This window comes from Larkinella sp., assembly GCF_965227735.1.
GTDB lineage: Bacteria > Bacteroidota > Bacteroidia > Cytophagales > Spirosomataceae > Larkinella.
In genome coordinates this window covers 52769-77981 of record NZ_OZ245776.1, presented here as the reverse complement: position 1 = coordinate 77981, position 25213 = coordinate 52769, and the positions used below count along the sequence as shown (strand labels likewise).

Genomic DNA, 25213 nt, shown 5'->3' with positions numbered 1-25213 from the left:
TCAATCCTCCATCCCCCTACCTCGCCACCTCAATCTTATACTTTTTACCTTTCATTTTTTCGTCCTTGATCTTCGCCAGCAGTTCCCTGACTTTGGATTTGCGGACGGCCGCGAAGGAGATGAAGTCTTTCACTTCGATCAGGCCCAGATCGCCTTTTTCCAGGCCGCCTTTCTGGGAGAAAAATCCGACAATGTCGATTTTATTAAGTTTGTTTTTTTTGCCGCCACTGATGTAAATCGTCTGGAATTGGGGTGGATTGGGCAGCGGCTGATTGGCCGGAATGACAAACTCGTCGAGCGATTCGGGCAGATAGCGGGGGCGCTCTTCGTTGCGGTGCAGCAGTATGTAGGCGGTTCCGGAAGCGTGCATCCGGGCCGTCCGGCCGTTGCGGTGCAAAAACTCGTGTTCGTGCAGCGGCAGGTGGTAGTGAATGACGTATTTCATCTCGGGAATGTCCAGTCCCCGGGCGGCCAAGTCCGTCGTGATGAGGTAGCTGACACTGCCGTTTCGGAACTGTATCAGAGCGCGTTCGCGGTCGTCCTGCTCCATGCCGCCGTGGTAGAAGGTCGAAACAATGCCCATTTCGTTCAGGATGGCGCTGGTTCGTTCGGCGGCATCACGGTGGTTGCAGAAGATCAGAGCCGCTTCCGAATCCAGCGCGCAAAGCAAGCGAAACAGCGTATCGACTTTGTCCTTTTCCTCCGAAATAACAATTTTCGTCGTCAGGCTTTTGTCGCGGTCATCGTCGGGAATAAAATCGAGTTTGACCGGCGAACGCACACCCGTAAACTCCGGAATGGAAATGCCGGACGTAGCCGAAACCAGCACGCGTTTTTGAAGATTCCGCAAACCGCCGATGATGTATGACATCTGGTCGTGAAAACCAAGTTCCAGCGATTTGTCGAACTCATCCAGCACCAGCGTATGAATACTGTCAAGGTCGACCGTTTTGCGGTCGATGTGGTCGGCGATGCGCCCCGGTGTTCCGATTAAAACCGCCGGTGGTGTAGTCAGATTCTGAATTTCGGTCGCCATTGGGTGTCCGCCGTAGCAGACGTTGATTTTGAAACCCGTCCCCATTTTTTTCCAGACCTGCTCAATCTGCAACGCCAGTTCGCGCGAAGGTGCCAGAATCAGACATTGGACTGTTTTTTGCTCCGGTTTAAGTAGTTGCAGAATGGGCAACAAAAAAGCGAGGGTTTTGCCGGAACCGGTGGGAGCCAGCAACAAAACCGCTTTCTCGGCCACGATGGCTTCCCGGGCTTCCCGCTGCATGGGGTTGAAGGCTTCAATTCCCAGGTTCGAAAGCAGGGGAGCAAGGTCTAGGTTGGTTTCCATGCTGCAAAAGTAACGGATTTTAACCGCCCCCGACGATTTGCCCGGAATAAGCCGGTGTTTGGGGCGGTTTTCGGTCGGCGAAAGTATTTTTCAGAACCAGACAGCAAATCGGAGAATCTTGTTCATTTTTGTCTTTTAACCCCTAAATCCCGAAGCGTCGGCCCGGCCTAAAGGGGACAAAACACAACGAAACTTCAATATCGGAGCAAACTTTTATGAAAGAACAATCACGCAGAGCCTTTGTCAAAAGCAGTGTTGGTGCCGGACTCGGTCTGGGGTTATCAGGCAGCGCACCGAAAGAGCTGTTTGTCCACCACGTTTATTTTTACCTGAAAAATCCGGGCAGCGAGGCCGATAAAGCCAAACTAATAGAAGGCCTGAATAAACTGGCGAAGGTGCCGACGATCAAACTGGTACACATTGGTACACCGGCACCGACCACCCGTTCCGTCATCGAACGCTCGTATGCCGTGTCGTGGCTGTGCTTTTTCGATAACCTGATGGATGAAGAGATTTACCAGACGCATCCCATTCACCTGAAATTCGTGGAAGACTATTCGGCCTTGTGGGAAAAAGTAATCGTCTATGATTCCGTTGGCCCGAAGCGGTAACCCACTTCGACGATGGAATTAGGTTCATTTCGATATATAAGCCATTTATCCCGGAGGGATCTAACAGCGCAGCGTCGGTAGTAGAATATTCGGTTATTTTCATATCCGCGTGCCGTCAGGTACGCAACCCCATTTTCCCTGCGAATCGTTGCGTACCTATCGGCACGCGGAACGGTTAATCGGGATTCTACCTGCAGACGCTACGCTGTTTAACCCCTCCGGGGTAAAAAATATAACCGCTGTCGGTTTTGGCAACGACTACCGACGCTTCGCTGTTCAACCCCTCCGGGGTAAAACTTAACCCTTTCTCCCTCAAATGACTACTGACTCAACGGCTGCGGCTAAAAACAACATGCTAACCATTCTGCTGGGTGGTTTTTTTTTAATGCAGGGCTGCACCCAGCAACAACCCGCCGAAACCGCCAAGACCGTCCAGACTAATGACTTCATGTACCAGTATTCCATCATCGATGCCTTGCTCGCCGGGGTCTTCGACGGCAATCTGACGCTGGGGCAACTGAAAACCAAAGGCGATTTTGGCATCGGCACCTTCAACCGGGTGGACGGCGAACTGATCGTCGATCAGGGTACGGTGTACAAAGTGAGCGCCGACGGCAGCATTCACGAGATGCCGGACACCGACAGCACGTCGATTGCTTTTGTAAAGTTTTTCAAGGCGGACTCCACCTTTACCATTAACGGGACAACTACGCTCGACCAGCTTGAAAAAGACCTGATGGCGGTTTTGCCCGCCAATGAAATGTATGCCATCCGGATGAAAGGCGACTTTCCGAAACTGACGGCCCGCGCGCCCGGTGCCGCCCAAAAACCGTATCCGTCGCTGAAAGACCACCTCGCCAAAGAACAATACCTTTTCAACCTCACCAACACGCGTGGTGTGGTGATCGGCTTTCTGTTGCCGGGCTATCTGGCGAAGGTCAATGTCCCCGGTTTTCACTTTCATTACCTGACCGACGACCACAAAGCCGGTGGGCATATCTTCGATTTTACGACGAACAACCTCACCGTCGAGATTGACAAAATTCAGGGGTACAGCGTGGAACTGAACACCAACGCTGACTTCGACAAAGTCAGTCTGGACAAGGACCGGCAGGAGGAGCTGAAGAAGATTGAGTAGCTGGTTTGGAGATTTGCGCCACACAACAGCTTTTGTTTCTGTAATTTTCCATAAAATATATGGCAATCATTATAAATGATAAAATTATATTTTGTAACTGATTTATGGAATCAGAAAAATAGCTTATTTCGTCTTACCAACGAACTAATCCGATTTCCTATGAGAAGACATTTTTTACAAGGTTTATTCTTCTTGCTGGTTTTGAATCTGACCGCCGTTCAGGCGCAGACGATTCCCTCACCCAAAGAACATTTCGGTTTCAACATCGGTGACGACTACCAACTCGCCACCTACACCCAAACCGAAGCGTATTTCAAAAAATTAGCCACCTCGGACCGCACTAAACTGGTCGATATTGGCATGACGGAAGAGGGGCGGCACCAGTACATGATCATCGTGTCGTCGCCCGAAAATCTCAAAAAACTCGACCGCTACAAGGAAATTTCTACCAAACTGGCCCGCGCCGAAGGCATCAGTGATGAGCAGGCCCGCGCGATGGCGGCCGAAGGAAAGGCCGTGGTCTGGATCGATGGTGGCTTGCATGCCACCGAAACCGTCGGCACCATGCAACTGATCGAAACCGCCTGGCAATTGGTGAGCCGCAAAGACCCCGAAACGCTGCGGATTCTGGATAACGTGGTGATTCTGCTCACCCACGCCAATCCTGATGGACAGGAACTGGTCAGTAGCTGGTATATGCGCGAACCCAAACCGGAAAAGCGTTTGCTGGAAAATGTGCCACGTCTGTATCAGAAATACGCGGGTCACGACAACAACCGCGATTTTTTCATCATGAACATGAAAGAGTCGCAAAATATTGGTCGTCAGTTGTTTATCGAGTGGTTGCCGCAAATTATGTACAACCACCACCAGCGTGGCCCGGCGGGTTCGGTGCTGGCAGGACCGCCGTATCGTGACCCGTTCAATTACGTCTTCGAACCGCTGATGATCACCGGAATCGACGCCCTCGGTGCGGCCATGATCAACCGGCTGAATTCCGAAAACAAACCCGGTTTTACGCGACTGGGCGGTTCGGTTTTCTCAACCTGGTACAACGGTGGATTGCGCACAACGACGCACTTCCACAACATGATCGGTTTGCTGACGGAAATCATCGGGAATCCGACGCCCGAAGATGTGCCGCTCGTCCCCAATCGCCTGATTCCCAACGGTAATACGCCGTTTCCGGTAACGCCCCAGAAGTGGCATTTCAAGCAGTCGATCGATTATTCGATCTCGCTCAATTACGCGACGCTGGATTATGCGGCCCGTCACGGCGATCAGTTGCTGTACAACATTTATAAGATGGGCAAAAATGCCATTGAACACGGCAGCACCGATTACTGGACGCTTTCGCCGAAACGTGTCGATGCGATCAATCAATTGCACCAGGCGGATTTGAAAAAAGCCGCTCCCGGAGCCGCCGGGGCTACGACGCCCGATCAATACGGTTTGCTGCCGCGTGGTGGTGGAATTCCGGTGAAATATTTCGATGCGGTTTTGAAAGATCCGGCGCTACGGGACCCACGCGGGTTTATCATTTCGGCCGACCAACCGGATTTTGCCACGGCGGTCAAATTTGTCAACGCCCTCATCAAAACCGGGATTCAGATTCAGGAAGCCACGGCTGATTTTACGGTCGCGGGCAAAAAATATCCGGCGGGTTCGTACGTCGTCAAAACCGATCAGGCGTTCCGGCCCCACGTGCTGGACATGTTCGAACCGCAGGATCACCCGAACGATTTCCAGTATCCCGGTGGACCGCCGGTTCGTCCCTACGATGCTGCTGGCTGGACATTGGCGTTCCAGATGGGTGTCAAAGTCGACCGGATTCTGGAAGGGTTTGATGGGCCGTTCAAAAAACTGCCGTATGGCGAATTGCAGTCGCCGAAAGGAAAAATCGACGCGACGGCTGCGGCTGGATACGCGCTGAGCGCGCAGGCCAATAACACCTTCATTGCGGTCAATGATTTGCTGAAATCGGGTGTTGAGGTGTTCCGGTTACCGACCGGTGTTAGCGGTAAATCGTCGCTCGGCGCGGGCGCGTTCTTTGTTCCGGCTTCGGCCAAAGCGAAGTCGATTCTGGACAAATCGGCCAAAGAACTGGGGCTGGAAGTAGTTGGTGTGGCCAAACGACCGACGGGTTCGCTGGTCAAAGTGGCTCCAATGCGGATTGCCTTGTGGGATGCCTACGGCGGATCGATGCCGTCGGGCTGGGTGCGCTGGATCATGGAACAATACCATTTTCCGATGCAGGTGGTGTATTCGCAGGACATTGACGCCGGTGACTTGAAGAAGAAATACGACGTCATTGTATTCGTGACCCGGGCCATTCCGGCAGCGGGTGCTACCCGTAGCGGTGGGCCGGGCGAAGGTGGCGGTTATGCCAGCCGGGAACCCAAAGCCGAAGAGTTGCCCGCCGAATTCCGGCCGTGGCTGGGCAAGATTACCGCCGAAAAGTCGATTCCGGAACTCCGGAAATTTCTGGAAGCAGGCGGCAATGTTGTCACCATCGGCAGCAGCACCAACCTCGCCTATCACCTGGGTTTGCCGGTGAAAAATGCGCTGGTGGAAATGACCAATGCGGGTCAGGAACGGCCACTGTCGAACGAAAAATACTACATTCCCGGCAGCATACTGCGGATCGATCTGGATTCGACCCAGCAGGCGACCTGGGGTATGGCGAAGCAAACGGATGTGTATTTCGACGCCAGCCCGGTTTTCAAAATCTCTCCGGATGCTGTGGCGAAAGGGACCGTAAAACCTCTGGCGTGGTTCTCGACCGACAAACCGCTGCGGAGTGGCTGGGCCTGGGGACAGGCCTATTTGCAGGATGGTGTTGCGGCTTTCATGGCCCCCGTCGGTTCCGGCAAACTCTACGCCTTTGGTCCGGAAATCACCTTCCGCGCGCAGGCGCAGGGCACGTTCAAACTGCTGTTTAACCAATTGTATTCGACGTCGATGCCGTAACCGGGTCGAATACTGAATCATTCCGCTGGCCGGGATTGGTGCTGCAAAACGCAGTTCTGATCCCGGCCAGTTTTGTTTCACAGACCGGTTGCTAAGGATTTGGCAAGATGATTTTTGGTTTGTTATAATTTGCATTTATTTTGCATTATAAAATTGATGTAAAATGATTCAGGTAATTAACCGCGCTCTCGACCTGCTGGAGCAAATTGCGAATGAACCGGAGAAACCCAAATCCCTCACGGAACTGGCCGACGGCTTAAGTCTAAACCACGGTACTTGCGCCAACATTCTCAAGACGTTGGTCACCCGGGGGTATGTCGAGCAGGTCGGTACCAAAAAAGGGTATATTCTGGGTGCCAAATCGTATTACTTAACGGGAAATAAATCGTATCAGAAAGACTTACTGGAAGCGGCCCGTGAAGAAATGGACGCCCTGACACTGCACATTAATGAAAACTGTTTGCTGGCTGTTCTTAAAGATAATCAGCGGATTGCGTTGTATCGAACGTTCGCTGAACAGGATTTACAGGTGCGGACGACCGACATCAAGCCGGTGTACGATTCGGCTTCCGGGCGGCTTTTGATAGCGATGCTCCCCGACGAAAAGAAGCAGCGGTTTATCGCAAAATTTGGTCTGCCAACCGGCGATTCCTGGCCCGAAATTCAATCCGAATCGAACCTGCTGGAAACCCTGGCGCTTATTCGCCGGGAAGAACTGGCCCTGCAAACGATTGCCAACCGCCATGTCATGGGGCTGGCAGTACCCATTTACAAGAATGGCCTGGTGGTGGCCAGTCTCAGCATCTACCTGCCCGAATACCGTTACATGGCGCTCGACAAAAGACAACTGATTGCTTCTCTTCGGAACTCAGCCGAGAAGATCAATAAAAGACTGATTTAAAGTAGTTTATGATGAATTTAAAAAGGGCTTCGGCCCTTTTTTTGTGCCCGGAGAAATCCATAGATCGACTGAAAGGACTATTTTTTATAAAAAAATTGAAAATAATTTGGAGTGAATCCGAATTTGTGATTAGAATTGCAATGAAATAAAATTAGATTTTATAATATAAAAATTAAATGCTGAACTCTATGAAAAAAAACCTTTATAGATGGCTTCGTGTCTGTCTGGCGGTTCTGCTGATCCCGTCGATCGGATGGACGCAATCGGTGGTGATAACGGGCCGTGTAACCGGGGCGGCCGACAATGCGCCCTTGCCGGGTACGTCGGTTTCGCTCAAAGGAACCACAACGGGGACCACAACGGATGCGGAAGGAAATTACCGGCTCACGTTGGCCAATCAGGCCAATGCAACGCTGGTCATTTCGTCGGTGGGCTATGTGGCGCAGGAAATCGCCGTCGGAAACCAGTCGGTGATCAATGCCGCTCTGGTGGTCGATTCCCGGCAACTGGATGAGGTCGTCGTCGTGGGCTACGGAACGGTCCGGAAGTCGGATTTGACCGGCTCCCTGGCGCAGGTGAAGGCCAAAGAGCTGAACGCATTTCCGGCAACCAACGTCCTCCAGGCGTTGTCGGGCCGGGCGCCGGGTGTGCAGGTGACGCAGAACACGGGAGCGCCGGGGGCCGGTATCAGCGTCCGGATCCGTGGCACCAACTCGATTCAGGGCAGCAACGAACCACTGTATGTGGTGGACGGTTTTCCGACTTCGGGCAGCAATCCGACCATCATCAACAACACGGATATTGAAAGCATCGAAATTCTGAAAGATGCCTCGGCCACGGCCATTTACGGGTCGCGGGGCGCGAACGGGGTGGTTTTGATTACGACCAAACAGGGCAAATCCGGCAAAATGCAGGTAGATTATGAAGGCAGCTACAGCACCCAGACCCTGCGCAAAAAGCTGGATTTGATGAATGCCCGGGAATATGCGACGTTCTACAATGAACAGGCCACGACGGACAAAGTGACCCCGTATTTTACGCAGGCGCAAATCGACGGTTTTGGCGAAGGATTCGACTGGCAGGATCTGATTTTCCGGAAAGCACCCATGCAGACGCACAACCTGACCATCAGCGGAGGCAACGAGAAAACGCGGTATTCGGTGGGAGGGAGTATTTTTAATCAGCAGGGCATTGTGATCGGCAGTGACTACAAGCGGTATTCGCTCCGCGCCAACATCTCGTCGGATGTCAGCCGAAAGCTCAACCTGTCGTATGGTGCCACGCTGACCAAAATCACAACGAGCCGCCAGAATTCGGGGGGCGGCAACCGGGGCGGTTCGCTCATCTCAGCGGCCATTTCGGCCCCGCCAACCCTGACTCCATACAACGAAGACGGTTCGTATCGCGTGCTGGCAACGGCTTATCCTTTCATTTCCAACGTATTGACCAATCCACTGAATTACATCTACCAGTCTTCCGACGATGTCGATGCCAACCGGGTGCTGGCCAATGCGGCCCTGACATTCAAACCGTTCGACGGCCTGGCCATCAAGATTTCCGGCGGTATTGAAAACAGCGATGACCGTACGGATTCCTACACAACGACCAAATTTGTCAACTCCCAGGGCAGTGCCAGCGTGTCGACAAGCCGGGGAATGAGCCTGTTGAGTGAAAACACGATCAGCTACATCAAAACCATTGCCGTCAAACACAGCATTTCAGCGGTGGCCGGGTTCACCTACCAGGATTTTCTGAGCAAATCATTGAACGCGTCGGGCGTGGGCTTTCTGAGCGATATCACCGAAACCGCCAATCTGGGTTCGGCAGCAACACCGGGCATTCCGGGAACGGGCTATTCGCTCAGCACGCTGCTGTCGTATCTGGGGCGCGTGAATTACAGCTACAACAACAAGTATCTGGCTACGATCAGTTTCCGGGCCGACGGTTCTTCCAAATACAGCGAAGGCAACAAATGGGGCTATTTCCCCTCCGGCGCCCTGGCCTGGCGGGTATCGGAAGAAGAATTTATGAAAAATGTGCCGTTCATTACCGACCTGAAGGCGCGGGCAAGCTGGGGTTTGACGGGTAGCCAGGCGATTGGGGCATATGCGACGCTCAACAACCTGTCGGCGGGAAAAACCGTGTTCGACGATGCACTCTACAACACCTTCGCCCCCGGAACGCAGTTGCCCGGCAACCTGAAGTGGGAAACCACCGAGCAAACTGACTTCGGGATTGACGCGGGTTTTCTCAGCAACCGCTTCCGCCTGACCCTCGATTATTACATCAAACACACCCGTGACCTCCTCAATACGGTGCAGTTACCAAGCGGTTTCGGGTTTACGAGCACGATTCGGAACGTCGGTCAAATTCAGAACAAAGGCCTGGAAATTGGGCTGGAAGCCCGCATTCTCGACAAGGCCTTTAAGTGGGATGTAAACGGCAATATCTCGTTCAACCGCAGTAAGGTGGTCAAGCTGAACGGCGGGCAGGACATTCTGGGCGGCAGTGTGGGCGTAACGCTCATCAGCGATGCCGCCAACCTGCTGCGCGAAGGCCAGCCGATGAGCGTGTTTTATGGGTACGTGGAAAACGGCTACACCGAACAGGGCAAGGTGAAGTATGTGGATCAGAACGGCGACAACGTGATCAACCAGCTCGACAAAACCATCATCGGCAATCCCAATCCCGACTTTATCTACGGTTTTAATTCGGCCATGTCGTTCCGGGGTTTCGACCTCACGTTTTTTGTGCAGGGAACGCAAGGCAATAACCTGGTCAACGTCAGTTCGATCAACAACACGCTCGACTACGGTTTTGGGCTGAACATGCCGCGTGAAGTGTTGTATAACCACTGGACGCCGACCAACACCACGGCGAAATACCCGGTTATTTCCCGCGCCAACAGCTACAATTACTCCGATCGCTTTGTCGAAGATGGGTCGTATTTGCGCCTGCGAAACATTCAACTGGCCTACAACCTGCCGTTGCAGAAAATGGGCGTCACCTGGATGCGAACGGCGCAGGTCTACGCCAGTGGCCAGAACCTGCTGACCCTCACAAAATACTCGTGGTGGGACCCGGAAACCAACTCGCAGGGGGGCGCCAATTCCATCGGCCAGGGCATCGACCATTACAGCTATCCCACCTCGAAATCCGTCACCTTCGGCCTGCGGGTCGGGTTTTAATTTTATTGAGCGAATTAGTGAATGAGCGATTGAGTGGCTGTCGCATGGATAATTCACTCAATCACTCATTCGCTCAATCACAAATAGATATGAAAAAGATCCTATTCCTTCCCTTATTCCTCAGCCTGCTGGCTTGCGAGGATGTGCTGGTTGAGAAGCCCAAAGCCGTCGCGGTGGAGACGTTTTACAATACCGCCAGTGAAGTAGAAGCCGCCGTGAATGCGGCATACGCCCAGCTCCGGGCCACCAATGGCATCACGGGGCAGTTGGGTGCGCAGCTCGAAGCGTATACCGATTACAGTTACGGGCGGGGCAGCTACCAGGTGCTGAGCGATTTTCAGGGACTGAACAGCACGAACATTCCGCGGACCGACGACGGCTGGCGGTTGTTCTACCTCAGCATCCGCAATGCCAATCTGGTGATTCAGAATGCTCCGAAAGGCACCAGCATCAGCCCGGCCGACGTCACGAAGTATGTCGCTGAAGCCAAATACCTGCGTGCTTTCGCGTATTTCTGGTTGGTCCGCAACTGGGGTGGCGTGCCGATCCGCACCGAAGCGACACTCAGTGAACCCAATGTCAAGCGCAACACCGCCGAAGAAGTGTATACCTTGATCCTGAGTGATTTAAAAGAAGCGGAAGCCAACCTGCCCGACAAAGGTACGCAGGTGGGCCGGGCCACCAAATGGGCGGCCAAGGCGGCTTTGGCGGAAGTGTATTTTACCCGGAACCAGTATGCCGAAGCCCGCGACAAAGCCGATGAAATCATCAAATCCGGGAAGTTTTCGCTGGTGCCGGTGGCGGTTGCTGCCGATTTTGACAGCAAAGTGTTCGGCCCGACAGTCGTTACTTCGACGGAAGAAATCTGGTATCTGAAAGCAACCCGTCAGGGTGGGCAGGGGATGTATCTGGCGATGTTTGCGCACCATCCGGGTTCGAGACTCCACGGCGCGGGCGGTTTTTATGCCCACTACAGCGATACCCAGAGCAATCCGATGCAGAAAACCTGGGATGAAAAGGATTTACGGAAAACCGCCTTCTGGTATAGCTGGGATATTGGTCTGGGGAAAAACAGCATTTTGTGTAAGAAGTTCTCGGACCCGGTTGCGGCTACCAGCGACGGCGCGGGCAATGATTTTCCAATTTACCGCTACGCTGATATTCTGTTGCTGTATGCCGAAGCCGCCAGCCGGGCCGGAACCGGGCCAACGGCGGCTGCGATGGAGGCTTTGAATCAGGTGCACCGCCGGGCCTACGGAAAGGTGCCAACGGCAGTTTCGGACGTGGATTTCAAACCGGCGGACTACACCGCAACGAATTTTCACGAGTTGGTGCTGAAAGAGCGGGGCTACGAAACGCAGTATGAAGCCAAACGCTGGCTCGATCTGAAACGGCTCGGACCGGCCAAACTGAAAGAGGTGATCAAAACCGCCACCGGGAAAGACGTGGCCGATAAACACCTGTTCTGGCCCATTCCGGTTTCGGAACTGAATTATAACACGGCTCTTACCGCGACTGATCAGAATCCGGGGTATTGATTGCTGGTTTTCGATACCCGACAAGACGAACCTCTGAAACAGGCTCAACCGGGCAATTGAAAATTTCCAAAAAAACAACCAGCCCGCCCATTTCCAACCGGATAACCATTAAAGATGAAACACATTGTCACGGCTGCATTCCTAACCGTATCAGCCCTTCAGGCTTCGGCCCAGCTTTCCGACGAGTATAAAAATCAGTGGAACGACCCCGCCATCCAGCAACGGATTGCCGATGGCATCCGCGAAAACCGGATGGGGGCCTTCACCATTCAGTTTACAGATAAAGAAGGCAATCCCGTTTCAACCGGTGAGGTTTCGTTAACACAAACCCGCCACGATTTTTATTTCGGAGCCAACGGTTTTATGGTGAAGGGGTTCCGGAATCCGAAAGAAGATGCGCTGTATGAAGAGCATTTTGCCAAACTATTCAATTTCGTGACCATTCCGTTCTACTGGCCTGAACTGGAGCCTGAGCCGGGCAAACTCCGTTTTGGAAAAGACAGCCCCTATAGTTACCGCCGTCCCGCGCCCGACGTGGTGATGGAGTTTGTCCGGAAACACAATCTCACGCCCAAAGGCCATACGCTCGTGTGGGACAATCCGCGCTGGTCGCTGCCAACCTGGCTACCGAAGGATGAAAAAATCATGGAGCAGAAAATCAGCAAACGCATCCAGGAAATCGGTGAGCGATACGGTCACGACATTCAGATTTGGGACGTCGTCAATGAAGTAACCGACCGCCACGCCGACGTACTGATGCCGAAAGATTTCGCGTTGAAGGCGTTTAAAGAAAGCGAGCGGCATTTCCCGAACAGCAATGTGTTTACGCTCAACTTCACTACCGGTATCTGGGGACGCAGCAACAAGCGTGAATACAATGCCGATTATCTGCTCACCGAAAATCTGCTGTTACGGAATGCCAAAATCAATGCGATCGGAATGCAGTTTCATAACTTCAGCGAGCCTGAATATGAGCAGATTCTGAAAGGGAAAGCCATGACGCCTTCTACCTTGTTCCACACCCTCGATTTGTACGCAGACTTCAATTTGCCCATTCACATTACCGAAATTACAGTATCGGCCTTATCTGAAAAAGGCCCTGAATACCAGGCCGTCATGACGGAAAATTACTACAAACTATGGTTTAGTCACCCCAACGTAGAAGGCATCATCTGGTGGAATCTGGTCGATGGAACAGCCGCGCCCGCCCGGATCAAACCGGATGGTACGGTGGTGCCCGGCGAAGACAAATGGAAAGGCGGCCTGTTAAACCGTGACTTTACCAAAAAGCCCGCTTACGACGTGTTGGACCGGCTGATTAACAAAGAGTGGCGCACGAACGTAACGACTTCGCCCAGAAATAACGCGGTAAGTTACAAGGGCTTCTACGGTACGTATAAAGTGGTTACACAACGGAACGGGAAGAAATACGAGAAAGAAGTTCAGTTTCCAAAAAGTGGTGCCCGCACGCAGGTCGTGGTGCTCGACTGAAAAGGCTCATGGTCGATTCGCATTAAAATCGTAGAATAAGGCCCTTATACGGCAATCAAAAAAACAAGTATGAAAATCATCGACCTGCGAACCCGCTGCGTGGCCATTCCGCTCAACGCCCAGCTTCGCCACAATACCGGCGTGCATCCCGGTTATTTTCTCCGGACGATTGTCGAAGTCATCACCGACGAAGGCATTGTCGGACTGGGGGAAGTGGGCGGGGGAGACCAACGGGGCGCTTTGCAAAAGCTGAAACCGCGCATCATCGGTCTCGATCCGTTTCAACTGGAAATCATGAAGTTGAAGGTGCTGCGGAGCATTTATTATCTGTCCAATGCCCGCCTGTATGCCGCCCTCGAAATGGCCTGTCTCGACATTCAGGGTAAAGTGCTGGGTCGCCCGATGAGCGATTTGCTGGGCGGGCGCATCCGCGACGAAGTGCCGTTTATTGCGTATCTGTTCTGGCGGTATGACCGGCCGGGTGGGGGGCACGACGAAACCGCCGAGGATCTGGCCGACTATTGCCAGGAACTGCACGAAACGCTGGGCGTCAAGGCGATGAAGCTCAAAGCGGGGGTGATGGCTCCCAAAGAGGAAGTTCGGGTTTTGGAACTCTGCCGCAGGCAATTGGGCGACGATTTCGGCTTGCGGATCGACCCGAACGGCTTGTGGTCGGTGCAGACCGCCGTGCAGATGGGCCGCCGGATGGAAGATCTGAACCTCGAATATTTTGAAGATCCGTCGTGGGGGCTGGAAGGCAATGCCGCCGTCCGCAAGCAGATTCGCATTCCGGTGGCAACAAACATGTATCCCGCCAAATTCGACGACCTCGCTCCGGCCATCCGGATGGGTTCGGTGGACATTGTGCTGACGGACCTGCATTATTGGGAAGGGCCGCGTGGGGTGAAAGACCTGGCTGCGGTTTGTAACACCTTCAATCTGGGCGTTGCCATGCACTCCGGGGCAGAATTTGGCATTGAACTGGCGGCCATGATTCATACGGCTTCCACCATTCCGACCATGAATTTTGCCGGTGATGCTCACTACCATTACCTCACTGACGACATCATCGAAGGCGGTTTGATGAAATACGAAAACGGTTGCATCAAGGTGCCCACCGGGCCGGGGCTGGGCGTCACGCTCGATGAGGACAAGATGAAACACTACGAAAAATATTACGAGGAGAAAGGCGATTACTACGCCCGTTTTCACCAGGACCCGTATCGGCCGGATTGGTTTCCGACAGTGGGAGGAATGTGAAGGAATAGGGAATAATGAACACTGAATAACGAATAGTGAATATCGTGTGCTGCCCCTAAATCCCCTGAAGGGGACTTGGACGCAGAATTTACCGGGCGCAAAAAGTCCCCTTCAGGGGATTTAGGGACAGAATGTGATGATGTCAACAATAATAACGACTAGCAAACAACATTAATAGGGACGCTGAATGATGAGATTGACGGGTAAAAAAGCGCTGGTTACGGGGGCGTCGGGTGGTATTGGAAAGGCCATTGCGCTGCGGCTGGCGGAGGAAGGGTGTGCGGTGGTGATTCACTTTCACGAAAACCGGGCCGACGCCGAAATCGTTGCCGACACGATCCGGCAGCAGGGCGGTGTTGCTCATGTGCTTCAGGCCGATTTACAGCAAACCGCTCAGGCCATCCGCCTGGGCGAGCAGGCATGGGAACTGGTGGGGTCGCTGGATGTGCTGGTCAACAACGCGGGGGTTTCGTACAAAAAGCACTTTCTGGATGTAACGGAGGCTGATTTTGAGCAGTTCAACGCGGTCAATTTCAAAAGCACCACCTTCCTGACCCAGTCGGTGGCCCGAAACATGGTGAAGCAGGGTGTTGCGGGAAGCATCTGGACGATTACCTCAGTCAACGGCATCCGACCCGGTTTGGGCTTGAGTCTCTACGGCGCAACCAAAGGGGCGCTCGAAACCCTGATGAAAGGTGTCGCGATGGAACTGGCTCCGCACCAGATTCGGGTGAACACGCTCGCCATCGGGGCCATTCAGACCGACATCAACCGGGCGGTTTGGGAAAATCCGGCCTTGCTTCAGGAAGTCAGTCAGGGAATTCCGGCCGGGCGACTGGGACAGGCTGAGGAGGTGGCGGCAGTGCTGGTCGATCTGGTGGCGTCGGGCAGTTACATGACCGGTTCAACGATCACCCTCGACGGCGGTTTGCTGCTGATGCGCGGATACGGAAAACCGGGTCCTTATGAAGCCGGAAAATGAGCGTGCAACACCTCGACGGTGTCGATTAATGTAACGCCTTCGCTTGCGCAGGGAATTTGAAAATCAGAATCGTAAGAAGCCAAGTAATGGATACCCGCAGTCAGACAATGTGCCAGTATAATGGCATCATTCGGAAGCAAATTGTATGTTTTCATCTTCAAAATCAGGGCCAGGCTCCCACTTTGGCAAGGTACCTCTGTATTTGCGAAGAATTTTCAGCTTTTCTTCTTTCGTCAGTTCCGGTTTTGGAGCCGATTCTTTCTTCAAAACAATCACCTCGACCTCTTGCTCCCGATACGATGGGGGCATCGGCAACACCAGCGTATCGTCGGTAACTCTTTGTACAAATTTGAGTGCTTCCATGACCTTAGCTTTTTAACAATGAAAGATAATCCGATTTATTTGTTCTTCCTACTCACAACACTCCTGACGGTCGGTTCGGTTTCGGCCCAGCCGGGATCGGTGTCGTCGGATGACAAAAGCCCGAAACTCTGGAGCCCGTACCGCATCAGCCCCCGCACCGGAGCGCAGCACATCGAATTGTCGGGGAGCGGTTGGGAATTGTCGCACACCGATGCGCCCGTAGCGGATTTGAAGACGCCCCGGAAAGACCCATTTCCGACTACCGTTCCCAATTCGGTTCACTGGGTGTATTTCAAAGCCGGAAAATTACCGCATCCCTATTACCACAAAAACTCGACGCAATACCGCTGGCTGGAAGAAAAGGTCTGGTATTACCGGAAAACCGTAGACCTCCCGGCGTCTGCGCAGGGTTCGTTGCTCTTTCTGTGCTTCGACGGCGTCGATTATTTCTCGAAAGTCTGGGTAAACGACAGCCTGGTGGGGGTTCACGAGGGTATGTTTGGCGGCCCTTCGGTTGAAATCAGCCGATTGGTCAGATGGGGGCAGGCGAATGAAATTACGGTGGAAGTGCGCGCCGGAAACTGGGGCAACAAGGCTACGGATTACGAAACTCTGCCCCGAACTTCGACCGGCGACTATGATTTTTCCAAACGAACCGGTTTTAATCCGCGGGCCAGTGGCCGGATCATCAAACCCTGGGTGATCTCGGGCGGTTCGGGGGGCGAAGCGTTTTTCAGTGTGGGCATGTGGCAGGGGGCTCGTCTGGAAATAGTGCCGCCGGTTCACCTGGAGCGGCCTTATCTGACCACCAAAACCTTGACGAATGGAAAAGCCGAGCTGCACCTTTCGGGCGAAGTGTTTGCCAACCGCCATTCGCTCCAGCAGCAACTGCACCCGTGGAACAATACGCAGTTGAACCATCCCAACGAAAAAGGGACGGTTTTTAGCCCGATCAACGAGAAACTGAGCCTGCTGGTCGAGCTGATTTCGGCCCAAAACACGGTTTTATCCCAGGAATTCCCGCTCAGCGTGTATGAAGGGCGCAACTGGTTTGAACACGACCTGACCCTGCCCAACCCCAGGCTCTGGCAGCCGAACGGGCTGGGAGAGCCGAACCGGTATACGGTAAAAGTAACTCTGAAACGGGCCGGGAAAGCCTCCGATGTCCTGCAATTCGACTACGGGATTCGCACCATCGACCGGGTCGCCACCGCCGGACCACGCATTGCCGACCGCTGGGAAAACTGGCAGTTTGTGGTCAACGGCCGAAAGATTTTTGTCAAAGGCATGAATTTTACGCCCCAGGATATTCTGCTCGATTTGCCGAAAGAGCGCTACCGCTGGACGCTCGAAGCCGCGAAAAAAAGGGGTGTGCAACTGATCCGCATCTGGGGTGGTGGCCTGCTCGAAACCGACACCTTCTACGACATCTGCAACGAACTGGGCATCATGGTCTGGCAGGATTTCCCGATCGGCAACCAGGACACGCCCGATTTTCCGCAGGACATCTGGGAAGCCCAGGTGGTTCAGAACATCACCCGTTTGCGCAATCACCCCTCGCTGGTGATCTGGTGCGGGGGCAATGAGTTCAATCCGTATTCGTCCGGCAATGCGAAGTCCATCGGGATTCTGGAACGCAACTTGGATATATTTGACAAATCGCGATTATTCGTGCGCACCACGCCCGATGACGGCTCCATGCACGCCTATCCCGACATGGACCCAACCTGGTATAACCGCAGTTACCAGTTCGAACCCTGGGTGTCGGAAACCGGGATGCACAGCATTCCCGAAGCGGGTTTGTTCTACGAAACCGTTGACCACAAAGAGTTTACGGGACTGGGCAAAATGTGGGACAAAAGTTTTGGGGATGCTCACCCGGAATTTATCCACCATTTTACGGAATACGGCCCCAGTCGTGTCCCCCGGATGTTAAGCCGGGCGTCGCACGTTGCCGACATGGCTGACCCAACGATTGAATCGATTGCGGAAGCTTCCCAAATCGGAGCGGGGGAGTTTTACCAGATTCTGTCCGAAAAAATGCAGGGCAATTACCCCGTCACGGCGGGGCTGATGCCGTGGGTTTTCAAACGCCACTGGCCCGTGATTGCCATTCAGATGCTGGACTGGTTCGGGAATGCCGGTGCGCCGTATTACTTCCTGAAACGAACTTACGAACCCACCCACGTGGCCATCGACCTGCCGCGACTGCTCTGGAAACCGGGTGAACGCATGGCGCTTCCCGTAAAGATAACGCATTCAGTACCAACGGGAATTGCCGGTGCGAAAGTGAGCGTTCGGGTGTTCGACGATGCGTTTAAAACCCTCTGGCAACAGGAAAAATCGGTGAACGTCGGCGCAGGCACCTCGGTGAGCAAAGTGAATGCTGGGGATTTTACGATTCCTGCCAACTACCGCGACCGGTTTCTGTTGATTCTCATCGAACTGCACGATGCCGGTGGAAAGCTGCTGTCCCGTTCGTTTTATTTCCCCCGCAGCCTTTCGATGCTGGAAGAAGACGGTTTTTACCAGAAATACGTCAGCACCCCCATTCCGTGGCCGACGCTGGAAAAAGGGCCGTTTCTGAAGGCCACCGTTGCCAAAACCGTTACGTCGCTGACTTCGGCAGTAGTGTCCGGCGAACCGCTCGGGAAAGACCAGAGCCGCCTTCGGGTCCGGATCCGCAATATCGGAAACGTCCCGGCTTTCATGACCAAAGTCGATATTACCGGCACCAAAAGGGCCATCGTCGCGTCGGACAATTACAACTGGCTGGCCCCCGGCGAAACGCAGGAACTGACGCTCGATGTCCTCTGGCGGGAACCCGAAACCCGCAAAAATGCCAGCTTGTCGGTCAGTGCCTGGAATGCCCCAACGATCACCGCTAAACTTCCCTGATGATGACCGAACCCGCCCCCGTTGTAACGCAAAAACCGACCGGTTTTCGCTGGGAGTTGCTGACGCTGCTCTGGCTGGCGTTTTTTCTGAACCAGGCCGACCGGCAGATTTTCAGCGTCGTGCTGCCCCTCATCCGCCAGGACCTCGGCCTGACCGATGCCGAACTGGGCCTGATTGCTTCTGCGCTGGTCTGGACCTACGGGCTGCTGGTACCCATCGCCGGTTTTGTTGGCGACCGGTTTTCGCGCCGGAATATTCTTGGGTTTTGTCTGCTATTCTGGTCGTGCGCAACCCTGCTGACGGGTTTCTGTGCAACCGTTCTGCAATTCATTCTGCTGCGGGGCATTGCCACGGGCGGGGGCGAAGCGTTTTATGCGCCCTCGGCGAATGCCCTGCTGGGCGAAAAATACCGGGAAAGCCGGTCGTTTGCCCTGTCGATTCACCAGACGGCGGTGTATTTCGGGATTATCCTGAGCGGCATTATTGCGGGGTACATCGGGGAGCAATACGGCTGGCAAAAAGCTTTTTACCTCTTCGGCGGGCTGGGGATTTTGCTGGCGGTGGTGTTTTTTATCCGAATTCCGAAAGACACCCCCGTTCTGAAAACCGACCCGCAAAAACCGTTGCTGGCCGAAATCGGCGAAACCGCCCGCATTGTGATTCGAAAACCAACCGTCATCATGTTGACGCTGGGTTTTGGCTGCATGGTTTTTGTCAACGTCGGCTACCTGACCTGGATGCCTTCGTTCCTGGTCGACAAGTTCGGGATGAGCCTGACCGATGCCGGTTTTTCGGCTCTGTTCTACCACCACCTCGGGGCTTTTCTGGGGGTGTTGTCGGGTGCCAGAATTTCCGATCATTTCGCGAAAACCAACCCCCGCAGTCGGCTGGTCGTTCAGGCATTGGGCTTGTTGCTGGGAGCGCCGTTTATCTACTGGATCAGCATGAGCCAGACGCAGACCATGACCTACGTTGCCCTCTTTCTGTTTGGTATTTTTCGGGGCTGGTACGATTCCAACATTGTCGCTTCGCTGTATGAGGTGGTGTCGCCCAAAATCCGCTCGTCGGCCTACGGGTTGATGCTGGCCTGCGCCTTTCTGATTGGGGCTTCGGCCCCCTATCTGCTCGGTGTTCTGAAACCCACGCTGGGTCTGACGCTCGGTCTCGCCAGTCTTTCAGGAGTTTACGTACTGGGGAGCCTGTTTATCGGCAGCGGAGCCCTCTGGTTTTTTGACAGAGACCGCGAACCAATCGAATGAACCAACGAACTTTTCTAACGCAAACCACCCTGCTCAGCGGTATGATGATGATGTCTTCCAGCAAAGCCACGCCACCGGATCAATCCCTGGTGTCGGTTCCGAACTTGCTGTGTCTTTGGGATTTTTCGGAGAAACAGCCTTTGCTCTCCAAAGGGAAATATGCCTACCGCTTGCAGGAGCCAACCGGGCCGGTGCCGATGGTGAAAGGCGGTGTTTTGTCGGATTTTTCCCTGGATATCAGGGAACATGACTACCTGACAATTCCCCGCGCCGACTGTCCCGGTCTGAACATGCACGGCAAAAACGCCCAGGTGACGGTGCTGGCCTGGGTGAAACGTCAACCCAAAAGCAACCACAACGCCGAATGCGAAGCCATTGCCGGGCTGTGGAATGAAACCCGGAAAATGCGGCAGTACTGCCTGTTTCTGAACATCCGGCTGCACCAGAGCGCCGACCAGGTGTGCGGCCACATTTCGGGCGTGGGCGGGCCGACCCCCGGCGAAAAATGGTGCGTCGATGTGTCCATCGGCCAGACGCCCGTGCCATTTGATGCGTGGACGTTTTTGGCTATGACGTACGACGGGCGGGAAATCCGGTCGTACCACAACGGTCGGTTCGACGTGCGGCCCGGCCGGAATCCGTATCCGTATGCCGAAGGTATTTTCGACGGGGGCGAAACCGGCTCCGACTTCACGGTGGGGGCCGTTCACCGGCTGGGAGCCATCGGCAACGACTTTGTCGGACAACTGGGCGGTCTGGCGGTTTTCGACCGGGCGTTGTCCGCCGGAGAAATTCAGCAGATTCATCACAATAATCCGCTGCCGAACCCGGTCGGGAACGGCGGTTAACAACAATAAAATCGAGTATTAACTCACTAACTACGTAGCATAATGGAAGTAATGACGAATTCGTATCCTGTTCGGCAAGTGGACGTTAACTATGACTGGCAGGAAATCCAGAGCCGGTATCTCACGCTGTATACGGGCCTGGTTTCGGACGCCCTCGAACACCTCGGGTATCACAAGCAGTGCATGGCCAGCGGGGTGTATCCGCTGACCCACACCATGAAAGTGGCTGGTCCGGCGTTTACGGCCCACGGCGTGGCAACGCCCAGCCGGGACACGAAAGTCCACGACATCCGGCTCGGCATGTTCAAAAGCATGAAACCGGGGATTGTCCAGATTCGCGACACCCAGGGCGACACTTCCTGCGGGCATTTCGGCGAAATCTCGGCTACGGCAGCGGCTGCCCACGGCTGCGTTGGGGCGGTTATCGACGGCTCCACGCGGGATTCCAACTACCTGATCGACATGGACTTCCCGACCTTCTGCCGGTTTCGGAATCCGGTCGAAGCCTTCGGGCGGTTTATGGTGGTGGATTACCAGATTCCCATTTTTGTGAAGGGAATGGATGGGTTGCTGAAAGTGAACCCCGGCGATTACATTTTCGGCGACAACGATGGTGTGGTAGTGGTGCCGTACGACCTGACCATTCCGGTTCTGGAACTGGCCGAAGAGTGGTTTGCCAGTGAATCCCGCAGCCGGGAAGCCATGGCAACCGGGCGTGATCCCTTCGATGTCTACAAAGAATTCGGGCGGTTTTAAAAGGGGGATTGTGTCTGGCAAACCCGGTGACGTTTTAGTGATTCAACACAACAACTGCCTAATTGAATGTTTATCAGCCCACCGCTTTAGCGGTGGGGTAAATGGAAACAAACCCGAATCATGACAGAACCGTTTTAACGGTTTCATCGTCCCGCAAACCGTTAAAACGGTTTTGTTGGAAGGGGGTACTTTTCGCTATACCCACAGCTAAAGCAGTGGGCTGATAAGCCAAATAGGAATCCGGCGGTGATTTTGTGGTTGCCCCACCGCCCCCTAAAGGGGGGACAAGGCCGGGCAAAAAGCGGTTATGGAGCAACCAGCTATGGTTCTGCGGGAACAATAACGAAATAATTGTTGCGCTTTATGAACATCTATCGTATCTAGCCGGCGGTTTTAAGACCCTTTACAATGGCCCGGTTCGTTTGGCTTTTAAAGCGAAACCTCTTTTCTTCTATTTTTCGCAGCCCCCTGGTTCTGGTTTTCCTGCTGATCGGTCATTCGTTGCCGGGGCAAAACAACTTGACACCAGCGCCTTCGGACTACACCATTACCAAGCGATTGCTTTCTATTGAAAATGGCCTGGCTTCTCACGAGGTGTTTTGTGGGCTACAGGATGCCGCCGGTTTTCTTTGGTTTGGCACCCGCAACGGCTTGAACCGTTATGATGGGAAAGATTGTCTGCTTTTTACCCGACAACGGAATCATCTGCAGGATAATAAAGTGGTGCAACTGGCAAAAGATGATGCCAATCACTTGTTCATTGCCTACAGCAGTACGGGGTTCCAGCTCACCACCAATGGAAAAGTGGATGTGATGGATGCCACGACGCAGGAAGTTAAAACACTGACGGCGGCTTTTCCCAACCTGCCGTTTAAAGAGCAGGATGTCTACTGGATCGCCAATGACGGTACCGATGAAGTCAGTTTTTTGACGGCTTTTCCCTTCCGGTATTGGAAATATTCTTCCGAACGGGGGTTTCGGCTCCGCCACGAACTGAAAGGCTGGGATCGAACCCAGTCAGAGATCAACCACCGTGTTACCGGGCCTTTTTGCGTGTTCGGAAACGGAAATGCCCTGCTGAAATTAACCAACCAGGACACCCAGTATCTGATCACGAGTGATACGGTTTTTGCCTTTACGCAAAAGGATGTGTTGCGATCATTACCCCTGGGTTTTACGCGCCAAAACGAACTGCTCGTTACCTACAACACCAAAACCGAAGTGGATCACTTTGCTGTTGGCAAGCTGACCCGAAAAGGCCGGTTTGAATCCGTCGGGGATCCGCAAAAATACTACCTGAACGCGGTAAAAGACCGGTACTGGTATCAGATTGTGGTTGCAACCAATGCCCTTTCTTCCATTTTGTACATCAGTACGGATGCGCTTTACCTCTGGAAGGAAGATGCTTTTTTGAAAATCGTGGCGAAACCGGACTGGAAAGGATTTGAAAATCTGTTTATCTACGGGCTTTTTCCGGACAATCTGGGCAACCTCTGGCTGTGTACTTCCCTCGGGGTGCTGCAACTGACGATTGAAAAGAACCGGTTCGTGCCGTATTTTTCCATCAGTCAGCAAACCGTCCAGCCCAACAGCCAGGCCCGGGGAATATATGCGGAGAAAACCGGCCCGATCGTTGCCAATATCTGGGCGCACACGTTCGGACAGCAGGGCGGTAAACTACAGTCGGTTTCCGATGAGGAAATTAAATATGCGATTGTTCAACACGATTCGAATCTTTACGTTGGCGGTTATAACCTGTTTCGGTACGATGTAGCGAAGAATACGATTACAACCATTCCGGGCGGGCAGGGGTCGGAAATCTGGTCGCTGTTTTCGTTGAACGACAGCCTGTTGCTTCTGGGCCGAACCACCGGTTTTTCGTTGTTCAATTCCAATACCCGCCGGTTCGATTCGCTTTCCGTGACACCGCCCAATACGCCCGAAGCCAAATTTGTGTACCGGTTCTTTAAAGACAATACCGGTGCCGTCTGGGCCGTGGCCGAGAATGGGTTGTTTAAACTGACGATGGACGATGGACGATTGACCGTTGACCGCCGACCATCGTCAATCGTCAATGGTCCATCGTCGGCGGTCAATCGACCATCGTCATTCGTCAAAATCCAATCCCCTTTTCTCAATGGTCTGAGTTTACTGGATGCTTACCGGGATGCCGACGGGATTTTCTGGCTGGCCACCAACGGCGAAGGGTTATACCGCTGGGACCCCAAAATCAACGCAATCCGGCAGTTCAACATCACCGCCGGTTTTCCGTCCGATGTGTTGTACCGGATTGAACCCGATGAATTTGACCATCTCTGGATCAGTTCTGACTACGGCCTGATCCGCTTTCACCAAAAGTCGTTTTCTGTCAATACCTACACCACCGTCGATGGCATTACACACAACGAGTTCAACCGAACTTCTTCGTTTCGAAGCAGCGACGGTCGGCTCTTTTTTGGGGGCATCGACGGTGTCAATGCGTTTTATCCCCGGGATTTCAGAGCCGATACCACCGTGCTTCGAGTGCCGTTGCGGATCATTGCGTTTAACCAGTTTGTCAGCTCTCAAAATGAGCTGGTCAACAAAACCACCGAACTGCTGAACACGGCACACATTACGCTGAAACCCAATGACCGGTTTTTTACCCTGGAATTTCAATTGCTGGATTTTACCAAAGAAGAAGCGCACCGGTATGCGTATAAAATCGAAGGCATCGATAAGGACTGGAATTACATCACGGAGAATTCCATCCGCATCAGTGGGCTGCCCTATGGCGAATTTACCCTGCACATCAAAGGACAAAACGGGGAGGGAGCGTGGAGCAAAAGTGAATTGATACTTCCCCTGACCGTTTTAAAGCCGTTTTATTGGCAATGGTGGTTTATTTCCGGGGCCATCCTGCTGTTTTTGCTGGCGGTTTACTTCTTCATTCAGTTCAGAATAAAACAATTGGCGGATGATAAAAAAAAGCTGGAGCAAACGGTTAATGAACGAACCGTCCAGTTAAAACGCTCCCTGGCCGAACAGTCGGATTTGCTGCTGGAAAAGGATGTGCTGATGAAAGAAATTCACCACCGGGTCAAGAATAACCTGCAGGTTATTTCGGGCTTGCTGGAACTTCAGAGCAGGAGCTTGACGGATGAAACCGCTAAAGATGCCTTGCGGGATGGCCAAAACCGGGTCCGCAGCATTGCGCTGATTCACCAGAACCTGTACCAGTTCGAAAACCTCAGCACGATTGATCTGAAACGATTTATCAATGACCTTTGCCGACAGGTTCAGCGTGTTTTTCAAAAACAAAAACCGGTCGTCATCCGAATCACCGTGCCGGATTTGCATCTGGATATTGATTCCGCCGTTCCGCTGGGACTGATCCTGAACGAGTTGCTGTCCAATTCTTTTAAATATGCTTTTTCGGAAGTAGCCGCCGGTGAAATCCATCTGGAAATTCGTTCGCTCACCGAAGGGAAATACCAGTTGCTGTATGCCGATAACGGCCCCGGTCTGCCGCCCGGTTTCGATCTGGCCCGGGCGTCGACGCTGGGTCTGCAACTGGTCAATGACCTGAGCCGCCAGATTGGTGGCAGCGTGCAGTATGCCACGAAAAACGGGGCTGCTTTTACCATTTACTTTACCAACCGCAATCAGCGGAAAAACGAAGACTAAAGGTC

At 53.4% G+C, this 25213-nt stretch carries 17 protein-coding genes; 14 read left to right on the top strand and 3 right to left on the bottom strand.

Annotated elements, in window-relative coordinates:
* Positions 1-16: 16 nt before the first annotated feature.
* Positions 17-1339 (bottom strand): DEAD/DEAH box helicase, encoded by a 1323-nt coding sequence (locus tag ACO064_RS00275; RefSeq protein ID WP_421825426.1) that lies wholly within the window; start codon positions 1337-1339, stop codon positions 17-19.
* 215 nt (positions 1340-1554) lie between these two features.
* Between ACO064_RS00275 and ACO064_RS00270 the strand changes: the two genes are divergently transcribed.
* The 9 genes from ACO064_RS00270 (at position 1555) to ACO064_RS00230 (ending at position 15418) form a co-directional block, all read left to right on the top strand.
* Positions 1555-1950: a Dabb family protein gene (locus ACO064_RS00270; protein WP_421825425.1), complete on the top strand. Its 396-nt coding sequence runs from the start codon at positions 1555-1557 to the stop codon at positions 1948-1950.
* A 316-nt stretch (positions 1951-2266) separates the two neighbouring features.
* Positions 2267-3088, top strand: coding sequence for an acetolactate decarboxylase (budA, locus tag ACO064_RS00265; protein WP_421825424.1), 822 nt, complete (start codon positions 2267-2269; stop codon positions 3086-3088).
* A 159-nt stretch (positions 3089-3247) separates the two neighbouring features.
* Positions 3248-6058: a M14 family metallopeptidase gene (locus ACO064_RS00260; RefSeq protein ID WP_421825423.1), complete on the top strand. Its 2811-nt coding sequence runs from the start codon at positions 3248-3250 to the stop codon at positions 6056-6058.
* 163 nt (positions 6059-6221) lie between these two features.
* Positions 6222-6959 (top strand): IclR family transcriptional regulator, encoded by a 738-nt coding sequence (locus tag ACO064_RS00255; protein ID WP_421825422.1) that lies wholly within the window; start codon positions 6222-6224, stop codon positions 6957-6959.
* Between the two features lie 188 nt (positions 6960-7147).
* Entirely contained in the window at positions 7148-10147 is a 3000-nt protein-coding gene (locus ACO064_RS00250) for a SusC/RagA family TonB-linked outer membrane protein (RefSeq protein WP_421825421.1), read from the top strand.
* Between the two features lie 89 nt (positions 10148-10236).
* Positions 10237-11685 carry a RagB/SusD family nutrient uptake outer membrane protein gene (locus ACO064_RS00245; protein WP_421825420.1) on the top strand — a complete coding sequence of 483 codons (1449 nt, stop codon included), beginning with the start codon at positions 10237-10239 and terminating at the stop codon, positions 11683-11685.
* Positions 11686-11799: 114 nt separating this feature from the next.
* Positions 11800-13176 (top strand): endo-1,4-beta-xylanase, encoded by a 1377-nt coding sequence (locus ACO064_RS00240; RefSeq protein WP_421825419.1) that lies wholly within the window; start codon positions 11800-11802, stop codon positions 13174-13176.
* A 69-nt stretch (positions 13177-13245) separates the two neighbouring features.
* A complete protein-coding gene (locus ACO064_RS00235; protein ID WP_421825418.1) occupies positions 13246-14436 on the top strand; it encodes an enolase C-terminal domain-like protein in 1191 nt (396 codons plus the stop codon).
* A 187-nt stretch (positions 14437-14623) separates the two neighbouring features.
* Positions 14624-15418, top strand: coding sequence for an SDR family NAD(P)-dependent oxidoreductase (locus ACO064_RS00230; RefSeq protein ID WP_421825417.1), 795 nt, complete (start codon positions 14624-14626; stop codon positions 15416-15418).
* Here ACO064_RS00230 and ACO064_RS00225 read toward each other — a convergent pair.
* Entirely contained in the window at positions 15400-15573 is a 174-nt protein-coding gene (locus tag ACO064_RS00225) for a PIN domain-containing protein (protein WP_421825416.1), read from the bottom strand. The genes ACO064_RS00230 and ACO064_RS00225 overlap by 19 nt on opposite strands.
* Positions 15545-15781, bottom strand: a complete 237-nt coding sequence (locus ACO064_RS00220; RefSeq protein WP_421825415.1) for a hypothetical protein — start codon at positions 15779-15781, stop codon at positions 15545-15547. Before ACO064_RS00220 ends, ACO064_RS00225 begins: the two co-directional genes overlap by 29 nt.
* Positions 15782-15799: 18 nt before the next feature.
* On the opposite strand from ACO064_RS00220, the gene ACO064_RS00215 reads away from it, so the two are divergent.
* From ACO064_RS00215 to ACO064_RS00195, 5 genes are all read left to right on the top strand, one after another.
* Entirely contained in the window at positions 15800-18679 is a 2880-nt protein-coding gene (locus ACO064_RS00215; RefSeq protein ID WP_421825414.1) for a glycosyl hydrolase 2 galactose-binding domain-containing protein, read from the top strand.
* Entirely contained in the window at positions 18679-19938 is a 1260-nt protein-coding gene (locus tag ACO064_RS00210; RefSeq protein ID WP_421825413.1) for a spinster family MFS transporter, read from the top strand. The genes ACO064_RS00215 and ACO064_RS00210 overlap by 1 nt, the downstream gene beginning before the upstream one ends.
* Positions 19935-20786, top strand: a complete 852-nt coding sequence (locus tag ACO064_RS00205; RefSeq protein WP_421825412.1) for a LamG-like jellyroll fold domain-containing protein — start codon at positions 19935-19937, stop codon at positions 20784-20786. The genes ACO064_RS00210 and ACO064_RS00205 overlap by 4 nt, the downstream gene beginning before the upstream one ends.
* A 42-nt stretch (positions 20787-20828) precedes the next feature.
* Positions 20829-21542, top strand: a complete 714-nt coding sequence (locus tag ACO064_RS00200; RefSeq protein WP_138991762.1) for an RraA family protein — start codon at positions 20829-20831, stop codon at positions 21540-21542.
* 408 nt (positions 21543-21950) lie between these two features.
* A complete protein-coding gene (locus ACO064_RS00195; protein ID WP_421825411.1) occupies positions 21951-25208 on the top strand; it encodes a histidine kinase dimerization/phosphoacceptor domain -containing protein in 3258 nt (1085 codons plus the stop codon).
* Positions 25209-25213 lie beyond the last annotated feature (5 nt).

Bases quoted from the DNA above. Each gene is read 5' to 3' on its own strand.
- ACO064_RS00210 (WP_421825413.1), top strand. From the start codon at position 18,679: ATGATGACCGAACCCGCCCCCGTTGTAACGCAAAAACCGACCGGTTTT.
- budA (WP_421825424.1), top strand. From the start codon at position 2,267: ATGACTACTGACTCAACGGCTGCGGCTAAAAACAACATGCTAACCATT.
- ACO064_RS00205 (WP_421825412.1), top strand. From the start codon at position 19,935: ATGAACCAACGAACTTTTCTAACGCAAACCACCCTGCTCAGCGGTATG.
- ACO064_RS00200 (WP_138991762.1), top strand. From the start codon at position 20,829: ATGGAAGTAATGACGAATTCGTATCCTGTTCGGCAAGTGGACGTTAAC.
- ACO064_RS00260 (WP_421825423.1), top strand. From the start codon at position 3,248: ATGAGAAGACATTTTTTACAAGGTTTATTCTTCTTGCTGGTTTTGAAT.
- ACO064_RS00245 (WP_421825420.1), top strand. From the start codon at position 10,237: ATGAAAAAGATCCTATTCCTTCCCTTATTCCTCAGCCTGCTGGCTTGC.
- ACO064_RS00255 (WP_421825422.1), top strand. From the start codon at position 6,222: ATGATTCAGGTAATTAACCGCGCTCTCGACCTGCTGGAGCAAATTGCG.
- ACO064_RS00250 (WP_421825421.1), top strand. From the start codon at position 7,148: ATGAAAAAAAACCTTTATAGATGGCTTCGTGTCTGTCTGGCGGTTCTG.
- ACO064_RS00270 (WP_421825425.1), top strand. From the start codon at position 1,555: ATGAAAGAACAATCACGCAGAGCCTTTGTCAAAAGCAGTGTTGGTGCC.
- ACO064_RS00195 (WP_421825411.1), top strand. From the start codon at position 21,951: ATGGCCCGGTTCGTTTGGCTTTTAAAGCGAAACCTCTTTTCTTCTATT.
- ACO064_RS00215 (WP_421825414.1), top strand. From the start codon at position 15,800: ATGAAAGATAATCCGATTTATTTGTTCTTCCTACTCACAACACTCCTG.
- ACO064_RS00220 (WP_421825415.1), bottom strand. From the start codon at position 15,781: ATGGAAGCACTCAAATTTGTACAAAGAGTTACCGACGATACGCTGGTG.
- ACO064_RS00225 (WP_421825416.1), bottom strand. From the start codon at position 15,573: ATGAAAACATACAATTTGCTTCCGAATGATGCCATTATACTGGCACAT.
- ACO064_RS00275 (WP_421825426.1), bottom strand. From the start codon at position 1,339: ATGGAAACCAACCTAGACCTTGCTCCCCTGCTTTCGAACCTGGGAATT.
- ACO064_RS00235 (WP_421825418.1), top strand. From the start codon at position 13,246: ATGAAAATCATCGACCTGCGAACCCGCTGCGTGGCCATTCCGCTCAAC.
- ACO064_RS00230 (WP_421825417.1), top strand. From the start codon at position 14,624: ATGATGAGATTGACGGGTAAAAAAGCGCTGGTTACGGGGGCGTCGGGT.
- ACO064_RS00240 (WP_421825419.1), top strand. From the start codon at position 11,800: ATGAAACACATTGTCACGGCTGCATTCCTAACCGTATCAGCCCTTCAG.